The 22,864-nt window shown below is 73.4% G+C and carries 13 protein-coding genes; 4 read left to right on the top strand and 9 right to left on the bottom strand.

Annotated features, from left to right (window positions below; genetic code table 11):
* Window positions 1-208: 208 nt before the first annotated feature.
* The 3 genes from holA to HHX30_RS03440 all read right to left on the bottom strand — a co-directional run bounded on the left by holA (window position 209) and on the right by HHX30_RS03440 (window position 5,159).
* Entirely contained in the window at window positions 209-1,174 is a 966-nt protein-coding gene (gene holA / locus HHX30_RS03430) for a DNA polymerase III subunit delta (protein ID WP_211591454.1), read from the bottom strand.
* Between the two features lie 92 nt (window positions 1,175-1,266).
* Entirely contained in the window at window positions 1,267-3,951 is a 2,685-nt protein-coding gene (locus tag HHX30_RS03435) for a ComEC/Rec2 family competence protein (protein WP_169979210.1), read from the bottom strand.
* 140 nt (window positions 3,952-4,091) lie between these two features.
* On the bottom strand, window positions 4,092-5,159 hold the full coding sequence (locus tag HHX30_RS03440) for a ComEA family DNA-binding protein (RefSeq protein WP_211591455.1): 1,068 nt from the start codon (window positions 5,157-5,159) through the stop codon (window positions 4,092-4,094).
* A gap of 426 nt (window positions 5,160-5,585) precedes the next feature.
* Between HHX30_RS03440 and HHX30_RS03445 the strand changes: the two genes are divergently transcribed.
* Window positions 5,586-5,816 (top strand): hypothetical protein, encoded by a 231-nt coding sequence (locus HHX30_RS03445; protein WP_169979212.1) that lies wholly within the window; start codon window positions 5,586-5,588, stop codon window positions 5,814-5,816.
* Between the two features lie 432 nt (window positions 5,817-6,248).
* On the opposite strand, the gene HHX30_RS03450 is transcribed toward HHX30_RS03445, so the two are convergent.
* The 4 genes from HHX30_RS03450 to HHX30_RS03465 form a co-directional block, all read right to left on the bottom strand.
* Window positions 6,249-7,097, bottom strand: coding sequence for a DegV family protein (locus HHX30_RS03450; protein WP_169979214.1), 849 nt, complete (start codon window positions 7,095-7,097; stop codon window positions 6,249-6,251).
* Between the two features lie 172 nt (window positions 7,098-7,269).
* The gene (hutI, locus tag HHX30_RS03455) at window positions 7,270-8,478 is read right to left on the bottom strand and encodes an imidazolonepropionase (RefSeq protein ID WP_169979216.1); all 1,209 of its coding nucleotides are present in this window, start codon (window positions 8,476-8,478) and stop codon (window positions 7,270-7,272) included.
* 461 nt (window positions 8,479-8,939) lie between these two features.
* On the bottom strand, window positions 8,940-10,343 hold the full coding sequence (gene hflX, locus HHX30_RS03460; RefSeq protein WP_396703183.1) for a GTPase HflX: 1,404 nt from the start codon (window positions 10,341-10,343) through the stop codon (window positions 8,940-8,942).
* Between the two features lie 104 nt (window positions 10,344-10,447).
* The gene (locus HHX30_RS03465) at window positions 10,448-13,792 is read right to left on the bottom strand and encodes a BTAD domain-containing putative transcriptional regulator (RefSeq protein WP_169979220.1); all 3,345 of its coding nucleotides are present in this window, start codon (window positions 13,790-13,792) and stop codon (window positions 10,448-10,450) included.
* Window positions 13,793-13,944: 152 nt separating this feature from the next.
* On the opposite strand from HHX30_RS03465, the gene HHX30_RS03470 reads away from it, so the two are divergent.
* Window positions 13,945-15,324 carry an FAD-binding oxidoreductase gene (locus tag HHX30_RS03470; RefSeq protein WP_249349535.1) on the top strand — a complete coding sequence of 460 codons (1,380 nt, stop codon included), beginning with the start codon at window positions 13,945-13,947 and terminating at the stop codon, window positions 15,322-15,324.
* A 40-nt stretch (window positions 15,325-15,364) separates the two neighbouring features.
* Here the strand turns inward: HHX30_RS03470 and HHX30_RS03475 are convergent, their stop codons facing one another.
* Window positions 15,365-18,838 carry a BTAD domain-containing putative transcriptional regulator gene (locus HHX30_RS03475; RefSeq protein ID WP_169979224.1) on the bottom strand — a complete coding sequence of 1,158 codons (3,474 nt, stop codon included), beginning with the start codon at window positions 18,836-18,838 and terminating at the stop codon, window positions 15,365-15,367.
* 168 nt (window positions 18,839-19,006) lie between these two features.
* Between HHX30_RS03475 and HHX30_RS03480 the strand changes: the two genes are divergently transcribed.
* Window positions 19,007-20,359, top strand: coding sequence for an FAD-binding protein (locus HHX30_RS03480; protein WP_169979226.1), 1,353 nt, complete (start codon window positions 19,007-19,009; stop codon window positions 20,357-20,359).
* 72 nt (window positions 20,360-20,431) lie between these two features.
* Here HHX30_RS03480 and HHX30_RS03485 read toward each other — a convergent pair whose 3' ends face one another.
* A complete protein-coding gene (locus HHX30_RS03485) occupies window positions 20,432-21,112 on the bottom strand; it encodes a DUF4097 family beta strand repeat-containing protein (RefSeq protein WP_169979228.1) in 681 nt (226 codons plus the stop codon).
* Window positions 21,113-21,270: 158 nt separating this feature from the next.
* Here HHX30_RS03485 and aceB point away from each other — a divergent pair, with 158 nt between their 5' ends.
* Window positions 21,271-22,860, top strand: coding sequence for a malate synthase A (aceB, locus tag HHX30_RS03490; RefSeq protein WP_169979230.1), 1,590 nt, complete (start codon window positions 21,271-21,273; stop codon window positions 22,858-22,860).
* Window positions 22,861-22,864 lie beyond the last annotated feature (4 nt).

Raw genomic sequence — 22,864 nt, forward strand, 5'->3', positions numbered from 1 at the left:
GAGCCGTACAGCGGGAGCCGCGGCCCACAGCCGAGCCGGGTCCGGAGAGACCACCCCGTGCGGCGCTCACGCCGCGCTCACGGATGAACGTGTCGCGGGTCCCCGGTTGCTGACTCGTCGAACGTGACGTTGGTCTTGAACAGCACGGTCGCGTCGGAGGTGGCCTGGGCGAACCCCCCGGCGCGCACGCCACCGCTCGCTGAGCGGTTCAGCGGGTGTTGCGACTGGCCACGATCGTGTGGATCGCCTTTTCCAGCGCGTACGCCGGGTCGGTGCCGCCACCCTTGACCTGCTCGTCGGTGGTGGCCACGGCCTGCAGAGCGGCGGAGATTCCCTCCGGCCCCCAGCCGCCGAGCTGACGCTTGACCCGGTCGATCTTCCAGGGCGGCATGCCCACATGGCTCGCGAGCTGGCCGCCGCGCAGGTTGCGGGGCGCCCCGCCCACCTTGGCCAGCGAGCGCAGGCCCCCCGCCAGCGCACTGACGATCAGCACCGGCGCCACGCCCGTGGCGAGGGCCCACCGGACCTGTTCCAGCGCCTCACCCAACCGGCCTTCGATCGCCAGGTCGGCGATCGTGAAGCCGCTGACCTCGGCGCGTCCCCGGTAGTACTTCGCGACCGCCGCCTCGTCGATGTTCTTGCCCTCGGTGTCGAAGGCGAGCTGGCCGCAGGCGGCCGCCAGCTCGCGCAGATCGCTGCCCACGGCGTCGAGCAGCGCCTGGGCGGCGGCCGGCGAGATCGAGCGGCCCTCCCTGCGGACCTCGGCCTTGATGAAGTCGAGCCGCTCTCCCGCCTTGGTCGGCTTGGCCACCGTGACGACGTCGGCACCCGCCTTCTTCACCCCGTCCACCAGGGCCTTCCCCTTGACGCCACCCGGGTGGGCCAGCACGAGCACGGTGTCGTCGGCCGGGTGGGCGGCGTATTTGACGACCTCGGTGATGACGTCCTTCGTGAGGTCCTGCGCCCCGCGGATCACGATGACCGACCGGTCACCGAACAACGAGGGGGAGGCGAGTCCGACCAGGTCTCCCGGCTGCACTTTGCTCCCCTGAAGGTCGTGCAGCTCGGCCCCCGGGTTCTCGGCGCGGACCGCCGCCACGATGGAGCCCACGGCACGATCGGACAGGAACTCCTCGTCGCCGACGACCAGGGTCACGGGTGCTGGGTTCGCCATGTCACGCAGCATGCCACGCTCACCCGCCCACGGCACATCCGCCCGCCCGGCCGGCTCGCAGGCCTGCCCCACCTCCCTCACCCGGCCCGCGCTCATCTGCCCCGTACGACCACGGCGAGGCGGTTGCGGGCGGCGACGACGGCTATGTCCCCCGACAGGTCCGTGCGGTAGGGCCGCATGCCGAGCCAGTGCAGGCGCCGCAGCGTCAGCGGAGCGGGATGCCCGTAGTCGTTGACCGCGCCGACGCTGATCAGGGCGGCCCGCGCGCCCGTGGCAGCGAGGAAGGCCGGCGCCTGTCTGGGCGACCCGTGGTGGGGAACCTTCAGCACCTCGACCCGTGGCAGGCCGCGCCGCACCAGGGCCTCCTGCGCCTCCGTCTCCAGGTCTCCGGCGAGCAGGGCCGCGCCCAGGGGTGCTTCCCGTGCTCCGCCTGCTCCCTGCGCGGCGGGCCCTCGGGACCAGCGGACCAGCAGCACGACGCTGGCGTTGTTGGCCGTCGGCCCCTCGCCCCTGCCCGGCGTCTGTGCACCGGCCTCGGGAGCGAGGACGGTGATCTCGCTCGGCCCGAACCGCCACCGCATCCCCGGGACGGCCTGCCATTCCGGGATGTGGGCCGCCCTGAGTCGCCCGGAGACGCGGCCGGCCTCGCCCTCCGGCACGCGACCCGGGCTCACGACCACCGCCCCGACCGCGCGGCGGCGCAGCACCCCCGGCAGTCCGCCGACGTGGTCGAGGTGAGGGTGCGTGAGGACGACGAGCGGCACCTGCCGCACTCCGAGAGCACGCAGGCACCGGTCGGTGGGGCCCGGCTGCGGACCGGCGTCGACCACCACCGCCCGGCCGGGGCCCGCCGCCAGCACCAGGGCGTCCCCCTGGCCGACGTCGCAGACGACCATTAGCCACCCGGGCGGTGGCCAGGGCGACACCACCGGCACCGCCACGAGGGCGGCGAGCAACGCTCCCGCCACGAGCGCCGCCACCAGGCGCCTGCGGGCACGGCCCCGCAGGACGAGCCAGCCCGCGACGGCCGCCACCGCGAGCGCGGCGAGGCCCGCCGCTCCCCCGAACCACTCCGCCGAGGCGAACGGAAGGTCCGCGGCTCGCTGTGCCACCGCGATGATCCAGCCGACGGCCCACCCCGCGGGACGCACCAGCAGCCGGGCCAGGTCCATACTCACCGGGGCGATCACGGCGGCCCCGAACCCCAGCACGGTCGCGGGCGCCACCGCGGGCTCCGCGAGCAGGTTGGCCGGGATCGCGGCCAGGTCGAGGCGCCCGGACATCAGCACCAGCAGGGGCGTGACCGCCGCCTGCGCCGCGGCGGTCACGGCCAGGGCCTCGGCGAGCAGGCGGGGCACCCGGCGCGCCGCCAGGCGGTCACGCCACCGGGGCGCGAGCACCAGGATGCCGCCGGTCGCGAACACCGACAGCGCGAAGCCCCACTGCCGGGCCAGCCCGGGATCGAACACCACCAGTCCGAGCACGGTCGCCGACAGGGCGGCGACGCCGTCCCGGGTGCGCCCCGTGCCGAGGGCCACGGCGGCGACCGTTCCCATGACGAGAGCGCGCAGGACGCTCGGCGACGGTCTCGCCACGACCGAGAACGCGACCATCGCGACGACCGCGACGGCGGCCCGGAGGACCAGGGGCAGGCCGGCGAAACGGCCGAGCACCAGCACCGCGCCCGCCACTATGGCCAGATTGGTGCCGGAGACTGCGGTGAGATGGCCGAGCCCCGCCGTCGCCAGGTCGAGCCGCACCTCCTCGTCCAGGCGCGACACGTCGCCGACGACCAGGCCGGGCAACAGCCCGCGCTGGTCGTCCGGCAGCACGCCGGCCGCCTCGCGCAGACCCGCGCGCAGCGCTCCGGCGGCACGCTGCACGGCCGAGGGCGCGCTGATCGGCTCGGGCGCCCCCCGGACGAGCATCACCGCCGCGACCGGCTCACCCTGCTCAGCCGGACTCAACCGCCCGCGCACCCTGACCCGCTGGCTGGGCAGCAGTGAACGCCACCCTTCGGCGGGACCGAGCAGCACGACGGGCACGTCCACGGCGTATCGCTCCCCGGCGGCCGACACCAGCAGCAACCGGGCCCGGACGACCGCCGTCTCCCGCCGGGCCACCCCGCCCTGGTGCGGCCGGATGCGCGGGTCGTCGCTGATCTCCGCCTCGGCGGTCACCGTGGCGCCCCGGCCGGCCAGGTCCGGCACGGGGCCGGTCGTCACCTTGAGAACCGTGAACGCCGCCACCGCGGCCGTCACGGCCACGGCCGCGAGCACCGCCATCGCGATCCTGGCGGCGGCCCCCGGCGCTCCCGCGGGGCCGGCGAACTCGTCGGCACGTCCCCCTTCGGCACGCGAGCCCGACTCGCCGGTCCCGTCCCCACCCCGCTCGACGTCCCCACCCCGCTCGACGTCCCCACCCCGCTCGGCACCACAGCCATGCTCGACGTCGGTGCCCCGCTCGACGCCACGGCCCCTCTCGACGTCGGGATTCGGCGGCCGCCGCGCTGTCGCCCACGTGACGACGCCCGCCACGGCGGCGGCCAGCGCCACGGCGGCTCCGGCGACGGCGGGGCAGCCCAGCACTACGAGAGCGGTGAGCCACGCAGCCGCCGCTGGAGCGGCCAGTGCCGCCGGGCCGGGCCCCGCCCTACCGCGCCACTGTTCCTCGCGCCGCTGCTCCTCGCGCCACTGTTCCTCGCGCCCCGGCGCGTAACCCCCCGGCTCATGCCCCAGCCCGTCGTAACCCGCGGGGCCTGGGCTCCCCGCCCTCATCCCGTCCCCCGCACTCGCTCTGTCCGGAACGGCACCGGAGCCGGGCGTTCCCATGCGCGCCGCCGTCGAAGCCGGCCGGTTCCGGCGGCCGGCTCGACCTGCCCGCTCTCGTGATGGCCGTCCGTGCCGGTCGACGGCGATCACACGGAGACCTTGTCGCGCATCTCGGCGAACTTCCTGTCTCCGATTCCGGGAACCTCCTTCAACTGGTCGACGCTCTGGAAACCCCCGTGGGCGTCCCGGTAGCCGACGATCCGCTGCGCGATCACGCCGCCGATCCCGGGCAGCGCGTCCAACTGCTCGGCTGTGGCGGTGTTGAGGTTCACCACCCCGGCTCCCGGTGTCCCCGGCGCGGCACCCGAGGCGGGATCCATCCCGGCCGTCACCGGGCTTCCGGCGGCGATCTGTTCACCGTCCACCACCCGCCGGGCCAGGTTGATTCCGCCGGGCTTCGCGCCCTTCCGGAGACCCCCTGCGGCCTCGATCGCGTCCGCGACCCGCGAGCCGGACGCGAGAACGTACACCCCCGGGTCGCGGACCTTGCCCGTCACGTACACCACGACCTGAGCCGATGCGCCGGATGGGACCGCGGTGCCGCCGGATCCCGGCACGTAGGCCCTCGCGCCCGGCCCGGCAGCGTTGGCGGGATCCGGCGCGTGGGACGCCGGACCCGGCGCAGCCCCGGGGCCGCCCGCGGAGTCGGCGGCGGGGCGGAGGTCCTGAACCGCGGCGGCCGGGAGCGGCGGGGCGATCGGCTCGGCCACCGGCCTCGACCGCCAGACCAGGATCCCGGTGACGATCGCGGCGAGCAGCCCGGCGGCCACCAGCACCCGTAGCCCCGGCATGCCCGGGTCGAGCCGTGGCAGGGCCCGGCCGAGAGCCGCCCGTCCGAACGTTCGCAGGTCGCGCGCGGAGGTCTCCGGTCCGTCCGCGCGTGCTTCCCACCGATCCGCGACCTCCTCGGGCAGGCCGGAAAGCTCCCCGTGGTCAAGACCGTCCTCAGCCTCCTCAGGCTGACGGCCCGGCACGCGGGTCTCCGTACGGACGGGGTGGGGAGCGCCGAACGAGGGCGGCGGCCCCGGCGGGGACGGCGCCGACCGCAGGCGGGCGGACGGGGGAACCGGGTCGAACGGACGCAGCAGCCCGCGCAGGCGGGACTCGCCGGCGACGACGCCGCGTACGGCACCGCGAGACTCCTTGCTTCGCACGTCAAGCACGTTAGGCACACACCGTGACCCCGGCCGGTCCCGAACGGAATTCTGTGGAAACAGCGTGAGGCGCATGGAGGTAGGTCAGGCCAGGCCAGCTATGGGCGCCTGGGCGGCTCATCGGGTATCTCTGGTTTGCCGGGATTGATCAGGATCAGCCCTTATTGCCGCGAGGCGTGGGGATTCCGTGCGGGCTGTGCGGCCAACACCCCAGCCATAGATCCTGATCACGGCTCGTGAACGGCATTCCGCCGGTGATGACCGATCCGGGCCCGGGCTTGTCCGCGGCCACCGCTCGATTCTCAATCGTCAGCACAACAGTGGCCGTACGCGTCTCTACGCCTGCCTGGAAGCGAGATCTCAATCTACGGCCGGACTGCCGGCACAAAGGAAATGCCCCACAAGAGTTCCTTTCTTGTGAGGCAGATGGTTCAGTTCTCACCCCTGCTGTTGTTGCTGCTGACCGCCACCCTGCTGCTGTTGCTGCTGGCCGCCACCCTGCTGCTGTTGCTGCTGACCGTCGCCGCCCTGCTGCTGTTGCTGCTGACCGTCGTCCTGCTGCTGTTGCTGCTGACCGTCGCCGCCCTGCTGTACGACCAGGGACGCGTGGGCAGGCGCGGCTTGTACCGTCGCTGGGATGCAAGCCGAAGCCGCTAACGCGCAAGCCGCGAGAGTCTTTCTGAACATCGGAGTCACCTCCGGGTTGCGCTCCACTTTTTCCGGCGTACGGACCTGACGTTTCGGTTCGAGAACGCTTTCCGAACAGCTCCATACGTCCGCCAACTGCCGACGCTAGTTGTGGGTAACGCCTCAGTCGCCCATCCCTGGGCAAATTCTGTGCATCCTTCCGCGGCATGGCAGCAATATCTTTGATACTGCATGCGTCAATAGCGCGACAACGGGTTTACGGGTTGCGGCATTCGTGACCGGGGTAGCCACCTCGATTTCTTCGAGATCTCCTATCCGCGCAGCCCAGGACTTGGACAGGCTGAGCAGTGCCCGACACGTTCGTCGAACTCAGTGCGCCCTCACCCGTCTCGGCCGTAGGTCCATAGCCGGTGTACGGACGCACCGCCTGTATCGAGGGGCTCAGTCCACGGGGGCGACGGTGACCCCGAGCATGCCGGGGCCGACGTGGGCGCCGAGGACCGGTCCGATCTCGGCCACCCACAGCCGTACGAGCCTGGGCAGCCGCGCCGTCAGCTCCTTCGTGAGCACCTCGGCCCGCTCGGCCGCCATCAGATGCTGCACGGCCACGTCGACCGGCCGGTCCCCGGCTGCCTCGACAGCCAGGTCCTCCAGTCGGGCGAGGGCGCGGCTCGCGGTGCGCACCTTCTCCAGCACACCGATCTCGCCGTCCGCCATGCGCAGCAGCGGTTTGATCGACAGCGCCGACCCCAGGAGGTTGGTCACCCGGCCGATGCGGCCGCCGCGACGGAGGTAGTCGAGCGTCTCGACGTAGAAGAAGGTGCTGGTGGCAGCGGCCCGCCGCCGGGCCACGGCGGCCACCTCGGCGGCCGGGGCTCCCGCCGTGGCCGCCCGCGCGGCGGCCAGCACGGCGAAGCCGAGCCCCATGGCCACCGATCCGCTGTCGACGACCTCGACCGGAACGGAGGACTCACCCGCGGCGAGACGCGCGGAGTCCGCGGTGCCGGACAGCGCGCCGGACAGGTGTACGGACACGATCGCGGAGGCGCCGTTCGCCGCGGCCCGCCGATAGGCGTCCGCGAAGCGCTCGGGGGCCGGGCGCGAGGTGACGATGGGCGAGCGGTCCTTGAGCGCGTGCGTGAGAAGACCGGCGTCGAACGGGGTCACGTCGTCGATCTCGCGATCCCCCAGGAGCACCTGAACCGGTACGACGGTGATGTTCCACCTGCCGGTCGCCTCGGCACCGAGGTACGCCGTGGAATCGGTGACGACAGCGACAGATGGTGACATACCGCGAGATTACCCAGCACTGATCGCCCGGCAACCTCTTCGTGAACTCGGACATCGCCTGACACGCCCGAAACGTCGCATGAACCGCGTGCCGCGGCCTCACGGAAACGGCGCGCGGCGCGGATCTACGACCGCCGCGGCCGGAAGGCCCGGCGAGGGCCGAGCGGGGGCGTCACTGGACGGGGACTCCACCCCGCCACACGCGACGCGGCTTGAGGCCGAACGACCAGGCGAACGCACCCTCGTGGTCGGCGTCCCACTGGACGATGTCGGCGAGACGGCCGGGCGCGAGGATGCCGCGGTCGGGAGCGCCGAGGACCTGGGCGCCGCCGAGAGTCGCGGCCCGCAGGGCGTCTCCGACGCTCATGCCGAACGCCGCCACCGCCAGGCTGATGACCAGGGACATCGAGGTGATGCCGCAGTGGCCGGGGTTGTGGTCGCTGCCGAGCGCGACCGGGACGCCCTGGGCCAGCATCCGGCGCACCGGCGGGAGGTGGCCCACCTGGAGCGCGGCACCGGGGCAGACGACGGCGGGCACGCCGTACCTCGCCATCATCGCGATGTCCTCGTCCGAGGCGTGGTGGAGCAGGTCGGCGGAGGCGCAGCCCATCTCGGCCGCGAGCTGGACGGCGCCGCGCCGGTTGTAGGCGCCCGCGTGGATGCGCGGCAGCAGGCCGACGTTGCGGCCGGAGGCCAGCACCCAGCGGGCCTCCTCCGCGGTGAAGTGGCCGTCGTCGCAGTAGACGTCCACGCTGTCGGCCCCGGCGCCGGCGGCGTCCGCGCACCAGGAGGCCACGGCCTCGACGTAGTCGCGCTGGCGGCCGAAGTATTCCGGCGGCACCACGTGGGCGGCCAGGAACGTGACGTGGACCCGCGGCATCATCGGCTCTTTCTCGAGCTCGCGCAGCAGCCGCACGTCGGCCAGCTCGCCGTCGCGGGTCAGGTGGTAGCCGGTCTTGGCCTCGACGGTCGTCGTGCCGCCGAGCAGCCACTCGCGCAGCCGCTCCCGCACACCGTTGCACAGGGTCCAGGGGTCGGTGCCGCGGGTCACGGTGACGGTCGAGCCGATGCCGCCGCCCGCCGCCGCGATGGCCGACGAACTGGAGCCGCCGGAGCGCATCGCCATCTCGGCGTACCGGTTGCCCGCGTACACGGGATGGGTGTGCGCGTCGATGAGGCCGGGCGTGACGAGCGCTCCGCCGAGGTTCTCCACATGGTCGACGTCGACGATGTCGTCCACGACGCCGGGAACGCTCTGGGGGAGGTCGGCGGCGCGGCCGACCCACGCGATGCGGTCGTTGTGCACCAGGATCGCGGCGTTGCTGCACACATCGTGCCCGGTCCAGAGCCGGCCGATGTTGGTGAGAAGGCGAACGGTCATGCGACCACCTGCGAAACATCCGTGGACGGCGAACGGCCCCCGCCTGCGGGCGCCTGGCCCGCCGGGTCCGCTGCGCGTCCGGACGTCATTGGGGGGTCTCCTGCCTCATCGCGCACCGATGTTGTGCGATGACCCTACCGCCGGGATCTCGAACCCGGGCGATTCAGTTCAGTTACGTTATTTCACAGGTGGGCCGGATGTACAGGGTTAGCGACAGAAACGCACGCCGGTATCATGCGCATCGCCGCGCATCAGTCGTCTCACACGCTGCGGCGAGATCAGGATCGACGACGCCGATCCGATGGCCGCGAACGCCTTGGAAAGGGTGACCGCACTGCCTGGAGTCATGTTGTTACCCACACAATAAGGTCCCATTAGGCTTTCCTTATCGTAGCAAGGGCAACCCTTGGCGGGCCACCGACACGCGGAAGGTGACCCGCCGCTGGCAGGCGTCAGACGGTTCAGACGGTCTCGACGGGCTTCGCCACCCGGTCCAGCTCCGCGTACAGGCCGGCGAAGACCCGGGCGTGCAGGATCGTGCCGTCACCGGTGTGCTCGAGCGACAGGACCTCGCCCTCGCTGTGCGCCCGCGCGATCAGGTCGCCCCTGTCGTACGGCACCAGCATCCTGACCTCGTGGTCGAGGCGGGGAAGTTCACGCTCGATCATCGACATCAGCTCGCCGATCCCGGCCCCGGTGCGGGCGGAGACGACCATGCTGTGCCGTTCCTTCATCGTCAGCCGGGTCAGCACCACCGGGTCGGCGGCGTCGGCCTTGTTGACGACCACGATCTCCGGGATGTCCCGCGCGCCCTCGATCTCGGCCAGCACCTCGCGGACGGCCGCGATCTGCGACTCGGGGTCGGGGTGCGACCCGTCCACCACGTGGAGGATCAGGTCGGCGTCGGCCACCTCCTCCAGCGTCGAGCGGAACGCCTCGACGAGCTGGTGGGGCAGGTGCCGTACGAAACCGACCGTGTCGGCCAGCGTGAACAGGCGGCCCTCGGGCGTGCGCGCCCTGCGCACGGTGGGATCGAGGGTCGCGAACAACGCGTCCTCGACGAGCACCCCCGCGCCGGTCAGCCGGTTGAGCAGCGACGACTTGCCGGCGTTGGTGTATCCGGCGATCGCCACGGCGGGCACCTCGCGGGCCTGCCGGCGGTGGCGCATGGTCTGCCGGGCGGTCGACATCTCCTTGATCTGTCGCCGCAGCTTGGCCATCCGCTCGCGGATCCGCCGCCGGTCCAGCTCGATCTTGGTCTCACCGGGGCCGCGGCCGCCGATGCCGACGCCGCCCGCGGCGCGACCGCCGACCTGGCGCGACAGGTTGCCACCCCAGCCTCGCAGGCGCGGCAGCAGGTACTGCAGCTGCGCCAGCTCGACCTGCGCCTTGCCCTCGCGGCTCTTGGCGTGCTGCGCGAAGATGTCGAGGATCAGCGCGGTCCGGTCGATGACCTTGACCTTCACGACCTCTTCGAGCTGGCGGAGCTGGCCGGGGGTCAGCTCGCCGTCGCAGATCACGGTGTCGGCGCCGCTGGCGGCCACGATGTCGCGCAGCTCGACCGCCTTGCCCGATCCGATGTAGGTGGCGGGGTCGGGCCGGTCACGGCGCTGGATCAGACCCTCCAGCACCTGGGAACCGGCGGTCTCGGCCAGGAGCTTCAGTTCCTGCAGCGAGTTCTCCGCGTCCAGCGCGGTGCCGCCCGCCCAGACGCCCACCAGGACGACACGCTCCAGCCGGAGCTGCCGGTATTCGACTTCGGTGATGTCTTCGAGCTCTGTCGACAGACCCGCTACGCGGCGGAGCGCCTGGCGCTCTTCCAGTTCGTAATCGCCCATGGCGAGGTCTTCGGGCTCGTTTCGCATATATGTCATCTCTACTAGACAGAACAGTCGGACACCCCGATGCCTTCCCGGCCTCCGGATGCCTTCCGTCGATGGTGACACGACCCCGGGACGTACGCACCCCCTTATACGCGCAGTTCGGCCAGGAGTCGCGCGCTCTGCCCCGCCCAGTGGTCCAGCCCCAGGCGGAGATGGATCTCGTGGGCCCGGCGGGCGTGGTCGAGGGCCCGTTCCCGGTCGCCCATCGCCACCGAGAGCATCGCCAGCGCCTGGTGGATGGAGCCCCAGCCGGCCGTGCCATGGCCGTGCAGGGCCAGCCGGTCCCCGTAGGGCGCCAGCATGTCGTAAAGGCGCGAGGGATCGGGGACGCCGAGCTGAGCCGCCACGTACGACCAGATGACGGCGACGAACTCCCCCGACCAGTCGTCGGGGATCGTCGTGCCCCATCGGGCGATCAGGCTTTCGGCCAGCTCGCGATCGCCCACGTCGAGCGCCGCGAGCACGGCTATGGGACGTAGCGGGTCGTTCTGCGGCTGCGACGCCGTCGTGATGACCTCTTCGAGGATTTCGGCGACCCTGCCCTGTCCCCGCCGGCAGGTGTAGAGCATCGTCGGCCGCACGACGCCCAGGCCCCACATGCTGCTGTCGCCGAAGATTTCGCCGAGCTCGCCGACGAGGTCTTCGACCTCGTCCCAGCGGCCCTCCAGGGTCAGCCGCGCGGCCTGGGCGATGCGCACCATGGCCGTCAGCTCAGAGCTTCTGACCTCCTGCAGCAGATGCTCCGCGCGGGCCAGATCCCGGTCCCATTCGGCCAGCTCCCCCGCCCTGAACAGGCACGACATCCGGCGTACCCGGCCCACGATCTCAGCCGCGGCGGGAAGCTCGGGCACCGCGAGCATCTCCTCGGCGGCGCGGCGGCGCTCGTTCTCCCGCTCCGGCACCCAGGACGCGATCATGTAGTTGTTGAGCACCTGGAGGAGCAGGGCGGGGTCGCCTATCCTCCGGGCGATCTCCACGGCCTCCACCACCATCGCCTCGCCTTCCGCCCGGCGAGGCCCGTAGTTGAGCTCGATGCCGAGAGTGCCGAGCAGTGCCGCCCGGTGGGCGTCGTCCAGCGGGCCCGCCAGCAGGTTCTCGATGAGGGCGACCGTGTGGTCGTCGACCACTCCGTACGACCGCCAGTTCCAGACGCTGAGAGTGCCGAACACCGCCAGGGCCTCCACCAGGGCCGTCCGGTCGCCCGTGTCCTCCGCCAGCGCGATGGCCTCCTCGAGTGCCGCCTGTGCCCGCACGGCGTCCCCGGTGACGCGCAGCGACCGGCCCAGTTCGATCAGCAGGCGGGACCGCCTGGCCGGGTCGCGCCTGCCGAGGGCGAGCAGCGCCTTGTCCCACAGCTCGACCGCCTCGTCGTACGCGCGCTGCGCGGTCGCCTGCCTGGCCGCCCTGGCGGCGTAGGCGACGGCCTTGTCCGCTCCCCCGACCCGCGCTGCCATGGCGAAGTGGTGGGCGAGGACGGGCAGGCGCGCCGCTCCGTCGCCGCCGGGCGGCGCCGTCGGCAGGGACTCCAGGGCCTCCGCCACGCCCAGGTGGAGCCTTGCCTTCTCCAGGCGGCCGAGCCCGGCGTAGAGCGCGTCACGCACTAGCGCGTGCGAGAAGCGGTAGTCGAAGCCTCCCGGCGCCTCGGCGAGGACGCCGACGGCGACGGCGGGTTCCAGCAGCGACATCACCTCCTCGGCATGGGTCTCCGTGAGCGCCTCCAGAACGTCGAGGCTGACGTCGCGGCCCAGGACGGCGGCGCGGCGCAGCAGGTCCCTCGTGGGGTCGGGCAGCCGCGCGACCCTCCGCTCGATGACCTCCATGACGCCTTCGGGCACACCCAGCGACGCGGCGTCGAGCCGGTGCTCGCTGCCCAGCAGCCGCAGCAGCTCGCCGAGGTAGAAGGGGTTTCCGCCGGTACGCCGATAGAGCACCTCGGCGAGCGCCGGGTCGGTCAGGTCGTGCCGCCGCAGGAACGCGCCGACCTCCTCCGCGGTGAACGGCGCGAGGGTGAGGCGCTCGGTGCCGGGCTCACGGGTGAGGGCGGCGAGGGTGTCGCGCAGCCGCTCGGGCTCCCTGCCCGGCTCCGGCCGTACGGTGGCCAGCACCAGGACGGGCCTGCGGTGCAGCTCGGCCGCGAGGAAGGCGAGCAGCCGCAGCGAGGCGGCGTCCGCCGCGTGGAGGTCGTCCAGCACCACCAGAGTCGGCGTGCCTGACCGGGCGAGCGCGGCCAGCACGCCCTCGTACAGCTCGAAGAGCGCGGCCTCCGGATCGGCGGCGGCACCGCCCTCGCCCGCGAGGAGCCGCGCCGCCGCCCGGCCCCGCTCCCCCAGCTCGCGCAGCGCCTGCAGCCAGGGCCAGAACGGCGGCGCCGCCTCGGCCTCCACGCAGCGGCCCCAGACGACGGCGACGCCGCGCGCCTCCGCCTCCTCCGCGGCGAGCTGGGCCAGCCTGGTCTTGCCGATCCCCGGCTCGCCGGTCACCAGCAGCACGCCGCCGCGGCCCCGCCGTACGCCGCCGAGCCGTTCGGCGACGCGGGCGAGCTCGTGCCTGCGCGCGACGGGGGCCGCGGACGGCGGCGGCTCGGGCGCCGGGAGGGACCTCTCCTCCGCCGGTGGGACGACGGCCTCCCGCGCGACGACAGGCGCTTCGAAGGGCGCGTCCAGGGACGGCGACTGCTCCAGCACGGCCTGCTCCAGCCGCCGCAGTTCGGGGCCGGGCTGCAGGCCCATCTCCTCGGCGAGCAGGGCGCGCACCCGGCGCAGCGCACCGAGCGCGTCGGTCTGCCTGCCCGACCGGTAGAGGGCGAGGACGAGCAGGCTCCACAGCCGTTCGCGGTACGGGTGCGCCTCGACCAGCCGCTCCAGGTCGGCCACGCACGAGGGCCCGTCACCCGTGGCGAGCCTGGCCTCGAACCGGTCCTCGACCGCCACCGCCCGCAGCTCGGTCAGACGGGCGATGACGGGCTGGGCGAACTCGTAGGCCGCGAACTCGGCGAGCGGCTCGCCCCGCCACGTCTCCAGCGCCCGATCGATCAACCCGCGCGCCGCGGCGTACTCGCGCCGGGCGAGCGCCCTGCGGCCGTCCTCCACCCAGGAGACGAAGCGTACGAGGTCGACCTGGCCGGGCGCGACGGACAGCAGATAGCCGGGCTCGCGCGTGAGCAGCACAGCGGGGGGCGTGCGCGGCCGGCGTCCGGGCTCAAGCGCCTTGCGGAGGTTGGAGACGTACGACTGCAGCGTCGCGGTGGCGCTGGAGGGCGGCTCGTCCGCCCACAGCTCGTCGATCAGCCGGTCGAGAGAGACGATCCTGCCGGGCGCCAGGGCGAGGACGGCGAGCACCGCGCGCTGCTTGCGCGGGCCGAGGTCGATGACGCGGCCGTCGCCGCCGGTGACCTCGAAAGGGCCGAGCAGCCGGAAGGACAGCGTGTTCATGACCAAAACCCCTCTTATCGCTGCGGCAAGCGTAGAGCCGGGACGACCCCCACCGGAACGGTCCACTTGGGCGCGACTTGAACGGTCTCCAAGCCGCGCTCATACGCGCTCCGATCCCCGTGTTCCACGGTGGTCGCGCAGGAGAACCCACGATGTGGAGGGAAGAGATGGACCCGATCAGGGCGCTCGGCGCCGATCTACGCCGGGTGGTGCGCGGCCGGGTACTGGTGCGCGGCGACGAGGGCTTCGACGAGAGCAGGCGCCCCTGGGACATGGCCGTCGACCAGCGGGTCGCGGCGGTCGTCGAGGCGCGGGACGCGCACGACGTCGCGGCCGTGGTCGGCTACGCGGGCCTCGCCGGGCTGCGCGTCGCCACCCAGCCGAACGGGCACGCCCCGGCGGCCTTCGACGACGCGATCCTGCTGCGCACGGGTGCGATGCGCGGCCTGACCGTACGGCCGGCGGAACGGGTGGCCCGGGTGGAGGCCGGCGTCCCGTGGAGCGATGTGCTCACGGCGGCGGGTGAGCACGGGCTGGCGCCTCTGGCGGGCAGCACGGGGGTCGTCAGCGCCACCGGATTCACGCTGGGCGGGGGCCTGAGCTGGTTCGGGCGCAGGTACGGCTTCGCCGCCGACAGCGTGCGCGCGTTCGAGGTCGTAGACGCCTCAGGCGAGCAGACGACCGTCACGGCCGGCAGCGACCCCGAGTTGTTCTGGGCGCTGCGCGGCGGCGGGGGCGACTTCGCGGTGGTGACCGCGATGGAGTTCGACCTGCACCCGGCGCCGGTGCTGTACGGCGGGCGGATCCTGTGGCCGGCCGAGCGGGCGGCGGAGGTGCTGGCCGCCTTCCGCGCCACCACGGCCGTGGCGCCCGAGGAGCTGACGGTCTGGTTCCACCTGTTGCAGTTCCCGCCGCTGCCCGAACTGCCCGAGCCGCTGCGCGGCCTGTCGGCCGTGACGATCGACGTCACCTACCTGGGCGACCCGGACGAGGCGCGGGCCCTGCTGCACCGGTTCGACCGGATTCCCGAGCCTGTCTTCGACACGCGCGGCCGGATGCCGGTGGCGAAACTGGCGGACATCTGCGCGGAGCCGACCGACCCGACGCCCGCACTGCTGCGTTCCGAGCTGCTCACCGGGCTCGGCGACGCCGACGCGGCGGCGATGCTGGCCGCCGCCGGGCCCGGCACCATCGCGCCACTCGCATACGTGCAGATCCGCCACCTCGGCGGGGCGCTCGCCCAGGTCGACGAGAAGGGCGGAGCCTGCGGGCACATCGCGGAGCCCTACCTGCTGAGCACGCTCGGCGTGCTCGTGGCGCCCGGCATGGAGGAGGCGATCCGGCGGCGGCAGTCGGCCGTCGCGGACGCGGTGGCGGGGGTCTCGACCGGCCGCAAGCCCCTCACCTTCCTCGGCCACGGGGAGCCCGCGGCGTCCGCCTTCCCGGCCGAGGTCCTGGCCCGCCTGCGCGAGGTCAAGCGCCGCCGTGACCCGCATGGCGTGATCCTCGGAAACTACCCCGTCCTCGGGTGACGGCGGCTCATCCGTCCCGCCCGGCTCACTCCGGTCCGGCTCACTCCGGTTCGGCGAGGAGGCGCGCGCTCTCCCCCGCCCAGTGGTCCAGCCCCAGGCGCAGGTGGGTCTCGTGGGCCCGGCGCGCGTGGCGCAGGGCGAGGCCGCGCTCGCCGGTCGCGGCTGCCAGCTCGGCCAGGACCAGGTGCGTCGACCCCCATCCGGCGCCGCCCATGCCGCTCACCACGAGTCGCTCCGCGTACGGCGTGAGCGTCCGGAGCAGGGCGGCGGGATCGGGCGTGCCGAGCCGGGCGGCGACGTAACCCCACACGACGGTGAGGAACTCGGCGGTCCAGTCCGGGGGGACCCGGGTGCCCCACCGGTCGACGAGCCTGCGGGCGAGAGCCGTGTCGCCGACGTCGAGGGCGGCGAGCACGGCGACGGGCCGCAGCGGGACCATGTCGGCGTCGTGGGCGCGGGACACGAGCCGGTCGGCCAGCTCCGCCACCCGGCCCTGGCCCCGCCTGCAGGTGTACAGGGTGATCAGGCCGGGATAGTCGAGCCCCCACATGCTGAAGTCCTCGATCAGCGCGGTGAACTCCGCGGCGAGCCGCTCGGCCTCGGCCCAGTCGCCCCGGATCGTACGGCCGGCGGCCTCGGCGATGCCCGCCATGCCGGTCAGCTCGGGGCGCCTGATCAGCTCCACCAGGCGCCGGCAGCGGGCGAGGTCGCGGTCCCATTCGTCCAGCTCGCCCGCCCTGAGCAGGTTGGCCATGCGGAAGATCCGGGCCACGGCCTCGGCGGACGCATCCAGGGGGAGGGCGAGCATCTCCTCGACGGCGTGGCGGCGTTCCTCCTCGCGCTCCGGCACCCATGCGGCCACGAGGTAGTTGTTGAGGGAGCGGGCCAGCAGCCGGGGGTCGCCGGCGCGGCGGGCCAGCCGCACGCCTTCGGCCGCCAGCCGCTCCCCCTCCGCACGGCGCGGCGAGTAGTACAGCTCGAGCCCGAGGGTGCCGAGCAGGGTGGCCCGCTCCGCGTCGCCGGCCGGTTCGGCCAGCAGCCCTTCGAGCAGCGCGACCATCTCCTCGTCCACCACGCCGTAGTGGCGCCAGTTCCACACCGACAGCCCGCCGAACACGGTGAAGGCCTCGATCAGCGTGGCCCGCTCCCCGATCCGGGCGGCCAGGGCGATGGCCTCCTCCAGCACCGACCTGGCCCGGTCGACGTCGCCCACGGTCCGCAGCGCCTCGCCGAAGCCCACGAGCAGGGCGCAGCGCCGGGCCGCGTCGGCCGGGCCGAGCGCGGTCAGGGCCCTGCCCCACCAGTCGACCGCCTCGTCGTACGCGCACTGGGCGGCGGCCTGACGGGCGGCGCGCACCGCATACTCCACGGCCTTGGCCGCGCCGCCCGCCCTGGCCGCCATCCCGAAGTGGTGGGCGAGGACCGACGGCTCGACGCCCGCGAGCGTCTCCAGGGCCTCGCCGGTGCGCAGGTGCAGCCGGGCCCGGCGCACCCGGCCGAGATCGGTGTAGAGGGCGTCGCGGACGAGGGCGTGGGAGAAGCGGTAGTCGAAGCCGTCCGGGACCTCGGCCAGCAGCCCGGTGGCCACGGCCGGTTCGAGCAGCGCCATGACCTCCTCCGCCGGGGTGCCGCAGGCGGCCTCCAGCACGTCGAGGCTCACCTCGCGGCCGAGGACGGCCGCCGCGCCGAGCAGCGCGCGGGTCTCCTCGGGCAGGCGGGCCACCCGGCGGCCGATCACCTCGCGCACGCCCTCGGGCACCCCCGCGGAGGCCGCGTCGAGACGGTGTTCGCTGTCCAGCAGCCTGACGAGCTCGCCCAGATAGAAGGGGTTGCCGCCGGTCCGCTCGAAGAGCACCGCGGCGAGCCGCGCGTCCGGCAGGTCGCGCCCGGCCAGGTAGGCGGCCACGTCCTCCCGGGTGAACGGCGGCAGCGTGAGGCGCTCCGCGCCGCGTTCGCGGGCGAGCGCGGCCGAGGTCTCGCGGAGCTGGTCGGGCTCGCCTCCCGGCTCCGGCCGCATCGTGGCCAGCACCAGCACCGGCGCGCGGTGCAGCGCCCCGGCCGCGAAGGCCAGCAGCCGCAGCGACGCGGCGTCCGCCCAGTGCAGGTCGTCCAGCACGACGAGCGCCGGTCCGGCCGCGATCAGCGCGCCCGTCACCCGTTCGTGCAGCGCGAACAGCGCCGCGCTGTGTCCCGAAAGCCCGTGTCCCGAAGGCCCATGCTCTGAAAGCCCATGCCCCGGAAGCCCGTGCCTCGCGTCCGCGGTCTCCGGCTCCGCGACCCCCGACAGGGCCGCGAGCGCCCGGGCCACGTCCTGTCCGCCGCCCGGCCCGCCTACGTACGACGCGGTCCCGTACGGCCCGGTCTCCGGCGGCGCGAGGTCCCGCAGCACCTGGAGCCACGGCCAGAAGGCGGGCGCGCCCGTGTCCTCGGCGCACCGGCCCCAGGCGACCGCCATCCCCAGCGCGGACGCCTCGTCGGCGACGGCCTCGGCGAGGCTGGTCTTCCCGATGCCCGCCTCGCCGGACACGAGCAGCACTCCACCTCGCCCGCGCCGCGCCAACGCGAGGCGCTCGGCGGCCCGCTGGAGCTGCTCGCGCCTGGCGATCAGGCCGCCGGCGTGGAACGTCCGCCCGGCCTCCGCAGGCACGGCAGGCGCATCCCCGGCGGCGTCCGGCACGGTCCGGTCGTCCGGGACGACCGGAGCGCCGGGGACGCCGTCCGTGCCGTGCTCCGCGGCGGCCGGGGGCGTCTCCAGGCCGGGCGCCTGGCCGAGCACCGCCTGCTCCAGCCGCCGCAGCTCGGGGCCGGGCTCCAGGCCCAGCTCGTCGGCGAGCAGCGTGCGCACCCTGCGCAGCGCGGCCAGCGCGTCGGCCTGCCGTCCCGCGCGGTAGAGCGCCCGGACGAGCAGCGCCCACGACCGTTCCCGGTACGGCTGCCCGGCCACCGCGCTCTCCAGGCCGGGCACGCACGAGCCGCCCTCACCGGTGGCCAGCCGGGCCTCGAACCAGTCCTCGGTGGCCGAGGCCCGCAGCTCCGTCAGCCGCGCCACGACCGGCTGCGCGAACTCGTACGCGGCGAACTCGGCGAGCGGTTCGCCCCGCCATGTCTCCAGGGCGCGGCGCAGCAGATCGGCCGCCGCGGCGGGCTCGCCGCGGGCGAGCGACCGGCGGCCGTCCTCGGCCAGCGCGGCGAAGCGGACCAGGTCCACCTGGCCGGGGGCGACGGCGAGCAGATACCCCGGCTCGCGGGTGAGCAGGACCTTCGGCGGCGTGCGCGGCGGCCTCCCCGGCTCCAGCGCCCGGCGGAGCTGGGAGATGTAGGCCTGCAGGGTGCCGGTGGCGCTGGAGGGCGCCTCGCCCGACCACAGCTCGTCGATGAGGCGGTCGAGTGAGACGACCCGTCCGGGCTCCAGGGCGAGCATGGCCAGCACCGCTCGCTGCTTCGGCGTGCCGAGATCTATGACACGACCGGCCGGGTCGATGACCTCGAGCGGGCCGAACAGGCGGAATTCCATGGTTCCTCTGGACGCGGGGATTTCGATCCGTAGCGTATTGCCCGGCTTGAGCGTATTGCCCGGCTTGTCGGCCGCACGACTAGCGGACTCCTAGTCGATTACTAATCCACCGCAAACCGCCCGCACCAGGATGTGGAGCGATCAGTGAGTGTGAAGCGGGAGGAAATCGTGTCGACCTTGGAAACCGATCTGCGGCGTACGGTGCGCGGACGGGTGCTCGTGCCCGGCGACGACGCCTTCGAGGCGGCCCGGCTGCCCTGGAATCGGGCGGTGGACCAGCGCGTGCGGGCGGTCGTGGAGATCGAGGATGCGGCGGACGCGGCCGCCGTGGTCCGATACGCGAGGCTCGCCGGTCTCGCCGTGGCCGCGCAGCCGAGCGGGCACGGCGCGTCGGCCCGCCTCGACGGGACGATCCTGGTGCGCACCGGGCGGCTTCGCGGCGTCGAGGTGCGGCCGGAGCGGCGGACCGCCCGCGTCGAGGCCGGCGTGCAGTGGGGCGAGCTGCTGACCGCGGCCGGCAAGCACGGGCTGACCGGACTGCCCGGCAGCTCCCCCGTCGTCAGCGTCACCGGCTACACGCTCGGCGGCGGGCTCGGCTGGTTCGCCCGCAGGCACGGCTGGGCGGCCGGCGCCGTAAGGGCCTTCGAGGTGGTGGGCGCCGACGGCGTGGAGGCCCGGGTGACGGCGGACTCCGACCCGGACCTGTTCTGGGCGCTGCGCGGCGGCGGAGGCGACTTCGCCCTGGTGACGGCGATGGAGCTGGACCTGCACCCGGCGCCCCTGCTGTACGGCGGGCGCATGCTGTGGCCCGCGGAGCGGGCGCCCGAGGTGCTCGCCGCCTTCCGGGAGGTCACCGGCGCCGCGCCTGTGGAGCTGACCGCCTGGTTCACGATGGTGAAGTTCCCCCCGGTGCCCCAGGTCCCCGAGCCGCTGCGCGGTCTCGCCGCGGTCGCGGTGGACTCGACGTTCCTGGGCGGCGAGGAGGAGGGACGCGGCCTGCTGCGGCGGTTCGGGGACGTCCCCGGCGTGATCCTCGACACCCGCGCCCCGATGGCACCGGACGCCCTGGGCGGCATCTGCGCCGAGCCGACGCAGCCGGTGCCCGGCGCGGGGCGCGGCGAGCTGCTGACGGGGCTCGGCGAGGACGTGGCCGGCGACCTGCTCGCGGCCGTGGGCGGCATCGCTCCGCTGGCCACGGTGCAGGTGCGCCATCTGGGCGGCGCGCTGAGCGGGCCCGTCGCCGGCGGCGGTGCGGCCGCACCCGTCGCGGAGCCGTACCTGCTGGGCATGATCGGGCCGGTCATGTCGCCGGAGGGCGGCCGGGCGGTCGCCGCGAGGCTGGCGGAGATCGCCAGGACGATGGCGCCGCACACGACCGGCCGCAAGCCCTTCACCTATCTGCACGGCGACGAGAAGGCCGCCTCCGCGTTCGACGCGGACACCCTGGCCCGGCTGCGCGAGATCAAGCGCCGCCGCGACCCCGCCGGCGTCTTCCGTTCCAACCAGCCCGTGCTCGCCTGAGGCGCTCCCCGGCCCGGGGCCGCTCCCGCCCGTGAGCCGGACCACCGCGGACGACCCCGGTAGCCCCGGGAATCACAGCTTGTGCACCTCGGCGTCGCCCGATCCGGTCCTGATCGTGATCGCGTGCGGCGCCGAGTCGTCGTCCGCCACCTCGATCCTGCGGTCGCCGCTCCCGGTCGACGCGTCGATGTTGTAGGCGCCGTCCGGCACCCAGAGCCGGCCGTCGCCCGACCCTGTCACCGCCTGCACCTGGTCGGGTACGACGGTGAACCGGAGCGTGATGTCCCCCGACCCCGTGCGGGTGCCCACCTGGGTGGCGGCGAGCCCGCGCGCGTCGACGTCGCCCGACCCGGTGGAGGCGTTGACCTGCCCGCTCAGGTTCCGCAGCGTGATGTCCCCCGAGCCGGTGTCGATCTTCACGGTGAGACCGCGCGGCACCTCCACCTTGTAGTCCACGGAGCAGTTGTGGCATTTGTAGGCGAGCGTGAGCGTGTCCCCGGCGACGGAGTGGCCGTCCGCGGGCTTGTCCCCACGCCAGTGCAGGGTCTCGGTGACGTGGACGCCGGACCTGTCGCTCTCGTTCACCACGACGTCGCCCGACCCCGTGCGGGTGTCGATGACGGTCACCTTGTCCGTCACGTCGTAGGACTGCACGGCCTGCTGCCCGTCGAAGTCGAGCCGAACGTCGCAGGCGGCGACGGCGAGGCTCATCCCCAGGACGGCCCCCGCGACCGCCAACGTCTTGTATCTCATGTCCTCGATCCTCGGGGATGCGTACGCCGTGTCCCATCGGGGAAGTCCCTCAGCATCCCCTGAGCCGTCCCCGACGAGCCGCCCCGCGTTGACCCCCGGACCTCCCCTGAAGTAGCGTCAGTTCCACGATTAGGAACTATTTTTCCGGAAGGTGGAAAATGGCGGAAGGCGTCGAGATCAAGGGCCCCCTGCTGGACCGGTTCGACGAGATCCTCACTCCCGAGGCCCTCGGCTTCGTGGCCACCTTGCAGCGCGAGTTCGACCCCAGGCGCAGGGAACTGCTCGCCGCCCGGCGGGCGCGGCAGGAGGAGCTGTCCGCGGGCGGCATGCTCGACTTCCTCCCCGAGACCGCTCACGTCCGCGAGTCCGAGTGGCGGGTCGCCCCGCCCGCGCCGGGGCTGGAGGACCGCAGAGTCGAGATCACCGGTCCGGTTGACCGCAAGATGACGATCAACGCCCTCAACTCCGGCGCCAAGGTCTGGCTGGCGGACTTCGAGGACGCCAACTCCCCGACCTGGGAGAACACGGTCAACGGGCAGCTCAATCTGCGTGACGCCCTCGACCGTACGATCGACTTCGAGTCCGGCGGCAAGACGTACGCGCTGCGGCCGGACGAGGAGCTGGCCACGATCGTGGTCCGCCCGCGCGGCTGGCACCTGCCGGACAAGCACATCCTGGTGGACGGCTCCGAGATGTCCGGGTCGCTGCTCGACTTCGGGCTCTACTTCTTCCACTGCGCGCGGCGGCAGATCGACAAGGGCCGCGGGCCGTACTACTACCTGCCGAAGATGGAGTCGCACCTGGAGGCGCGGCTCTGGAACGACGTGTTCGTCCGCGCGCAGGAGCTGCTCGGCGTCCCGCGCGGGACGATCCGGGCGACCGTGCTGATCGAGACCTACCCCGCCGCGTTCGAGATGGAGGAGATCCTCTACGAGCTGCGGGAACACTCCGCGGGCCTCAACGCCGGCCGCTGGGACTACCTGTTCAGCGTCATCAAGAAGTTCCGCACCCGGGGGCGGGAGTTCCTGCTGCCCGAGCGCAACGCGGTGACGATGACCGCGCCGTTCATGCGGGCCTACACCGAGCTGCTGGTGCGCACCTGCCACAAGCGCGGCGCGCACGCGATCGGCGGCATGGCGGCCTTCATCCCCTCCCGCCGCGACCCCGAGGTCAACAAGGTCGCGCTGGAGAAGGTGCGGGCCGACAAGACCCGCGAGTCCGGCGACGGCTTCGACGGCTCCTGGGTGGCGCACCCCGACCTCGTGCCGATCTGCCGCGAGGTCTTCGACGGCGTGCTCGGCGACCGGCCCAACCAGCTCGACCGGCTGCGCGAGGACGTCCACGTCACGGCCGAGGACCTACTCGCGGTGTCCAAGACCCCCGGCGAGATCACCGAGGCCGGGCTGCGCAACAACGTGGACGTCGGCCTGCGCTACCTGGCGGCCTGGATGGGCGGCAACGGCGCCGCGGCGATCCACAACCTGATGGAGGACGCGGCGACGGCCGAGATCTCCCGCTCGCAGGTCTGGCAGTGGATCCACAACGACATCACGCTGGCCGACACCGGCGCGGTGGTGACACGGGAGCTCGTCGAGCGGATCATCGAGGAGGAGCTGGCCCGCATCGCCGCCGAGCCGGGCTACGACGAGAAGCTCTACGCCCAGGCCATGGCCCTGTTCAAGGAGGTCGCCCTTGACGACGACTTCGCGGAGTTCCTCACGCTTCCCGCGTACGCGCGCATGCCGTGAGCAG

The organism is Microbispora sp. H10836 (assembly GCF_012999525.1).
GTDB lineage: Bacteria > Actinomycetota > Actinomycetes > Streptosporangiales > Streptosporangiaceae > Microbispora.

What these genes read in the sequence shown, in the direction of transcription:
- HHX30_RS03470 (WP_249349535.1), top strand. Translation starts at nt 13,945, where the DNA reads ATGTGGAGGGAAGAGATGGACCCGATCAGGGCGCTCGGCGCCGATCTA.
- HHX30_RS03475 (WP_169979224.1), bottom strand. Translation starts at nt 18,838, where the DNA reads ATGGAATTCCGCCTGTTCGGCCCGCTCGAGGTCATCGACCCGGCCGGT.
- HHX30_RS03465 (WP_169979220.1), bottom strand. Translation starts at nt 13,792, where the DNA reads ATGAACACGCTGTCCTTCCGGCTGCTCGGCCCTTTCGAGGTCACCGGC.
- hflX (WP_396703183.1), bottom strand. Translation starts at nt 10,343, where the DNA reads ATGCGAAACGAGCCCGAAGACCTCGCCATGGGCGATTACGAACTGGAA.
- HHX30_RS03485 (WP_169979228.1), bottom strand. Translation starts at nt 21,112, where the DNA reads ATGAGATACAAGACGTTGGCGGTCGCGGGGGCCGTCCTGGGGATGAGC.
- HHX30_RS03435 (WP_169979210.1), bottom strand. Translation starts at nt 3,951, where the DNA reads ATGAGGGCGGGGAGCCCAGGCCCCGCGGGTTACGACGGGCTGGGGCAT.
- HHX30_RS03450 (WP_169979214.1), bottom strand. Translation starts at nt 7,097, where the DNA reads ATGTCACCATCTGTCGCTGTCGTCACCGATTCCACGGCGTACCTCGGT.
- holA (WP_211591454.1), bottom strand. Translation starts at nt 1,174, where the DNA reads ATGGCGAACCCAGCACCCGTGACCCTGGTCGTCGGCGACGAGGAGTTC.
- HHX30_RS03445 (WP_169979212.1), top strand. Translation starts at nt 5,586, where the DNA reads ATGGTTCAGTTCTCACCCCTGCTGTTGTTGCTGCTGACCGCCACCCTG.
- hutI (WP_169979216.1), bottom strand. Translation starts at nt 8,478, where the DNA reads ATGACCGTTCGCCTTCTCACCAACATCGGCCGGCTCTGGACCGGGCAC.
- aceB (WP_169979230.1), top strand. Translation starts at nt 21,271, where the DNA reads ATGGCGGAAGGCGTCGAGATCAAGGGCCCCCTGCTGGACCGGTTCGAC.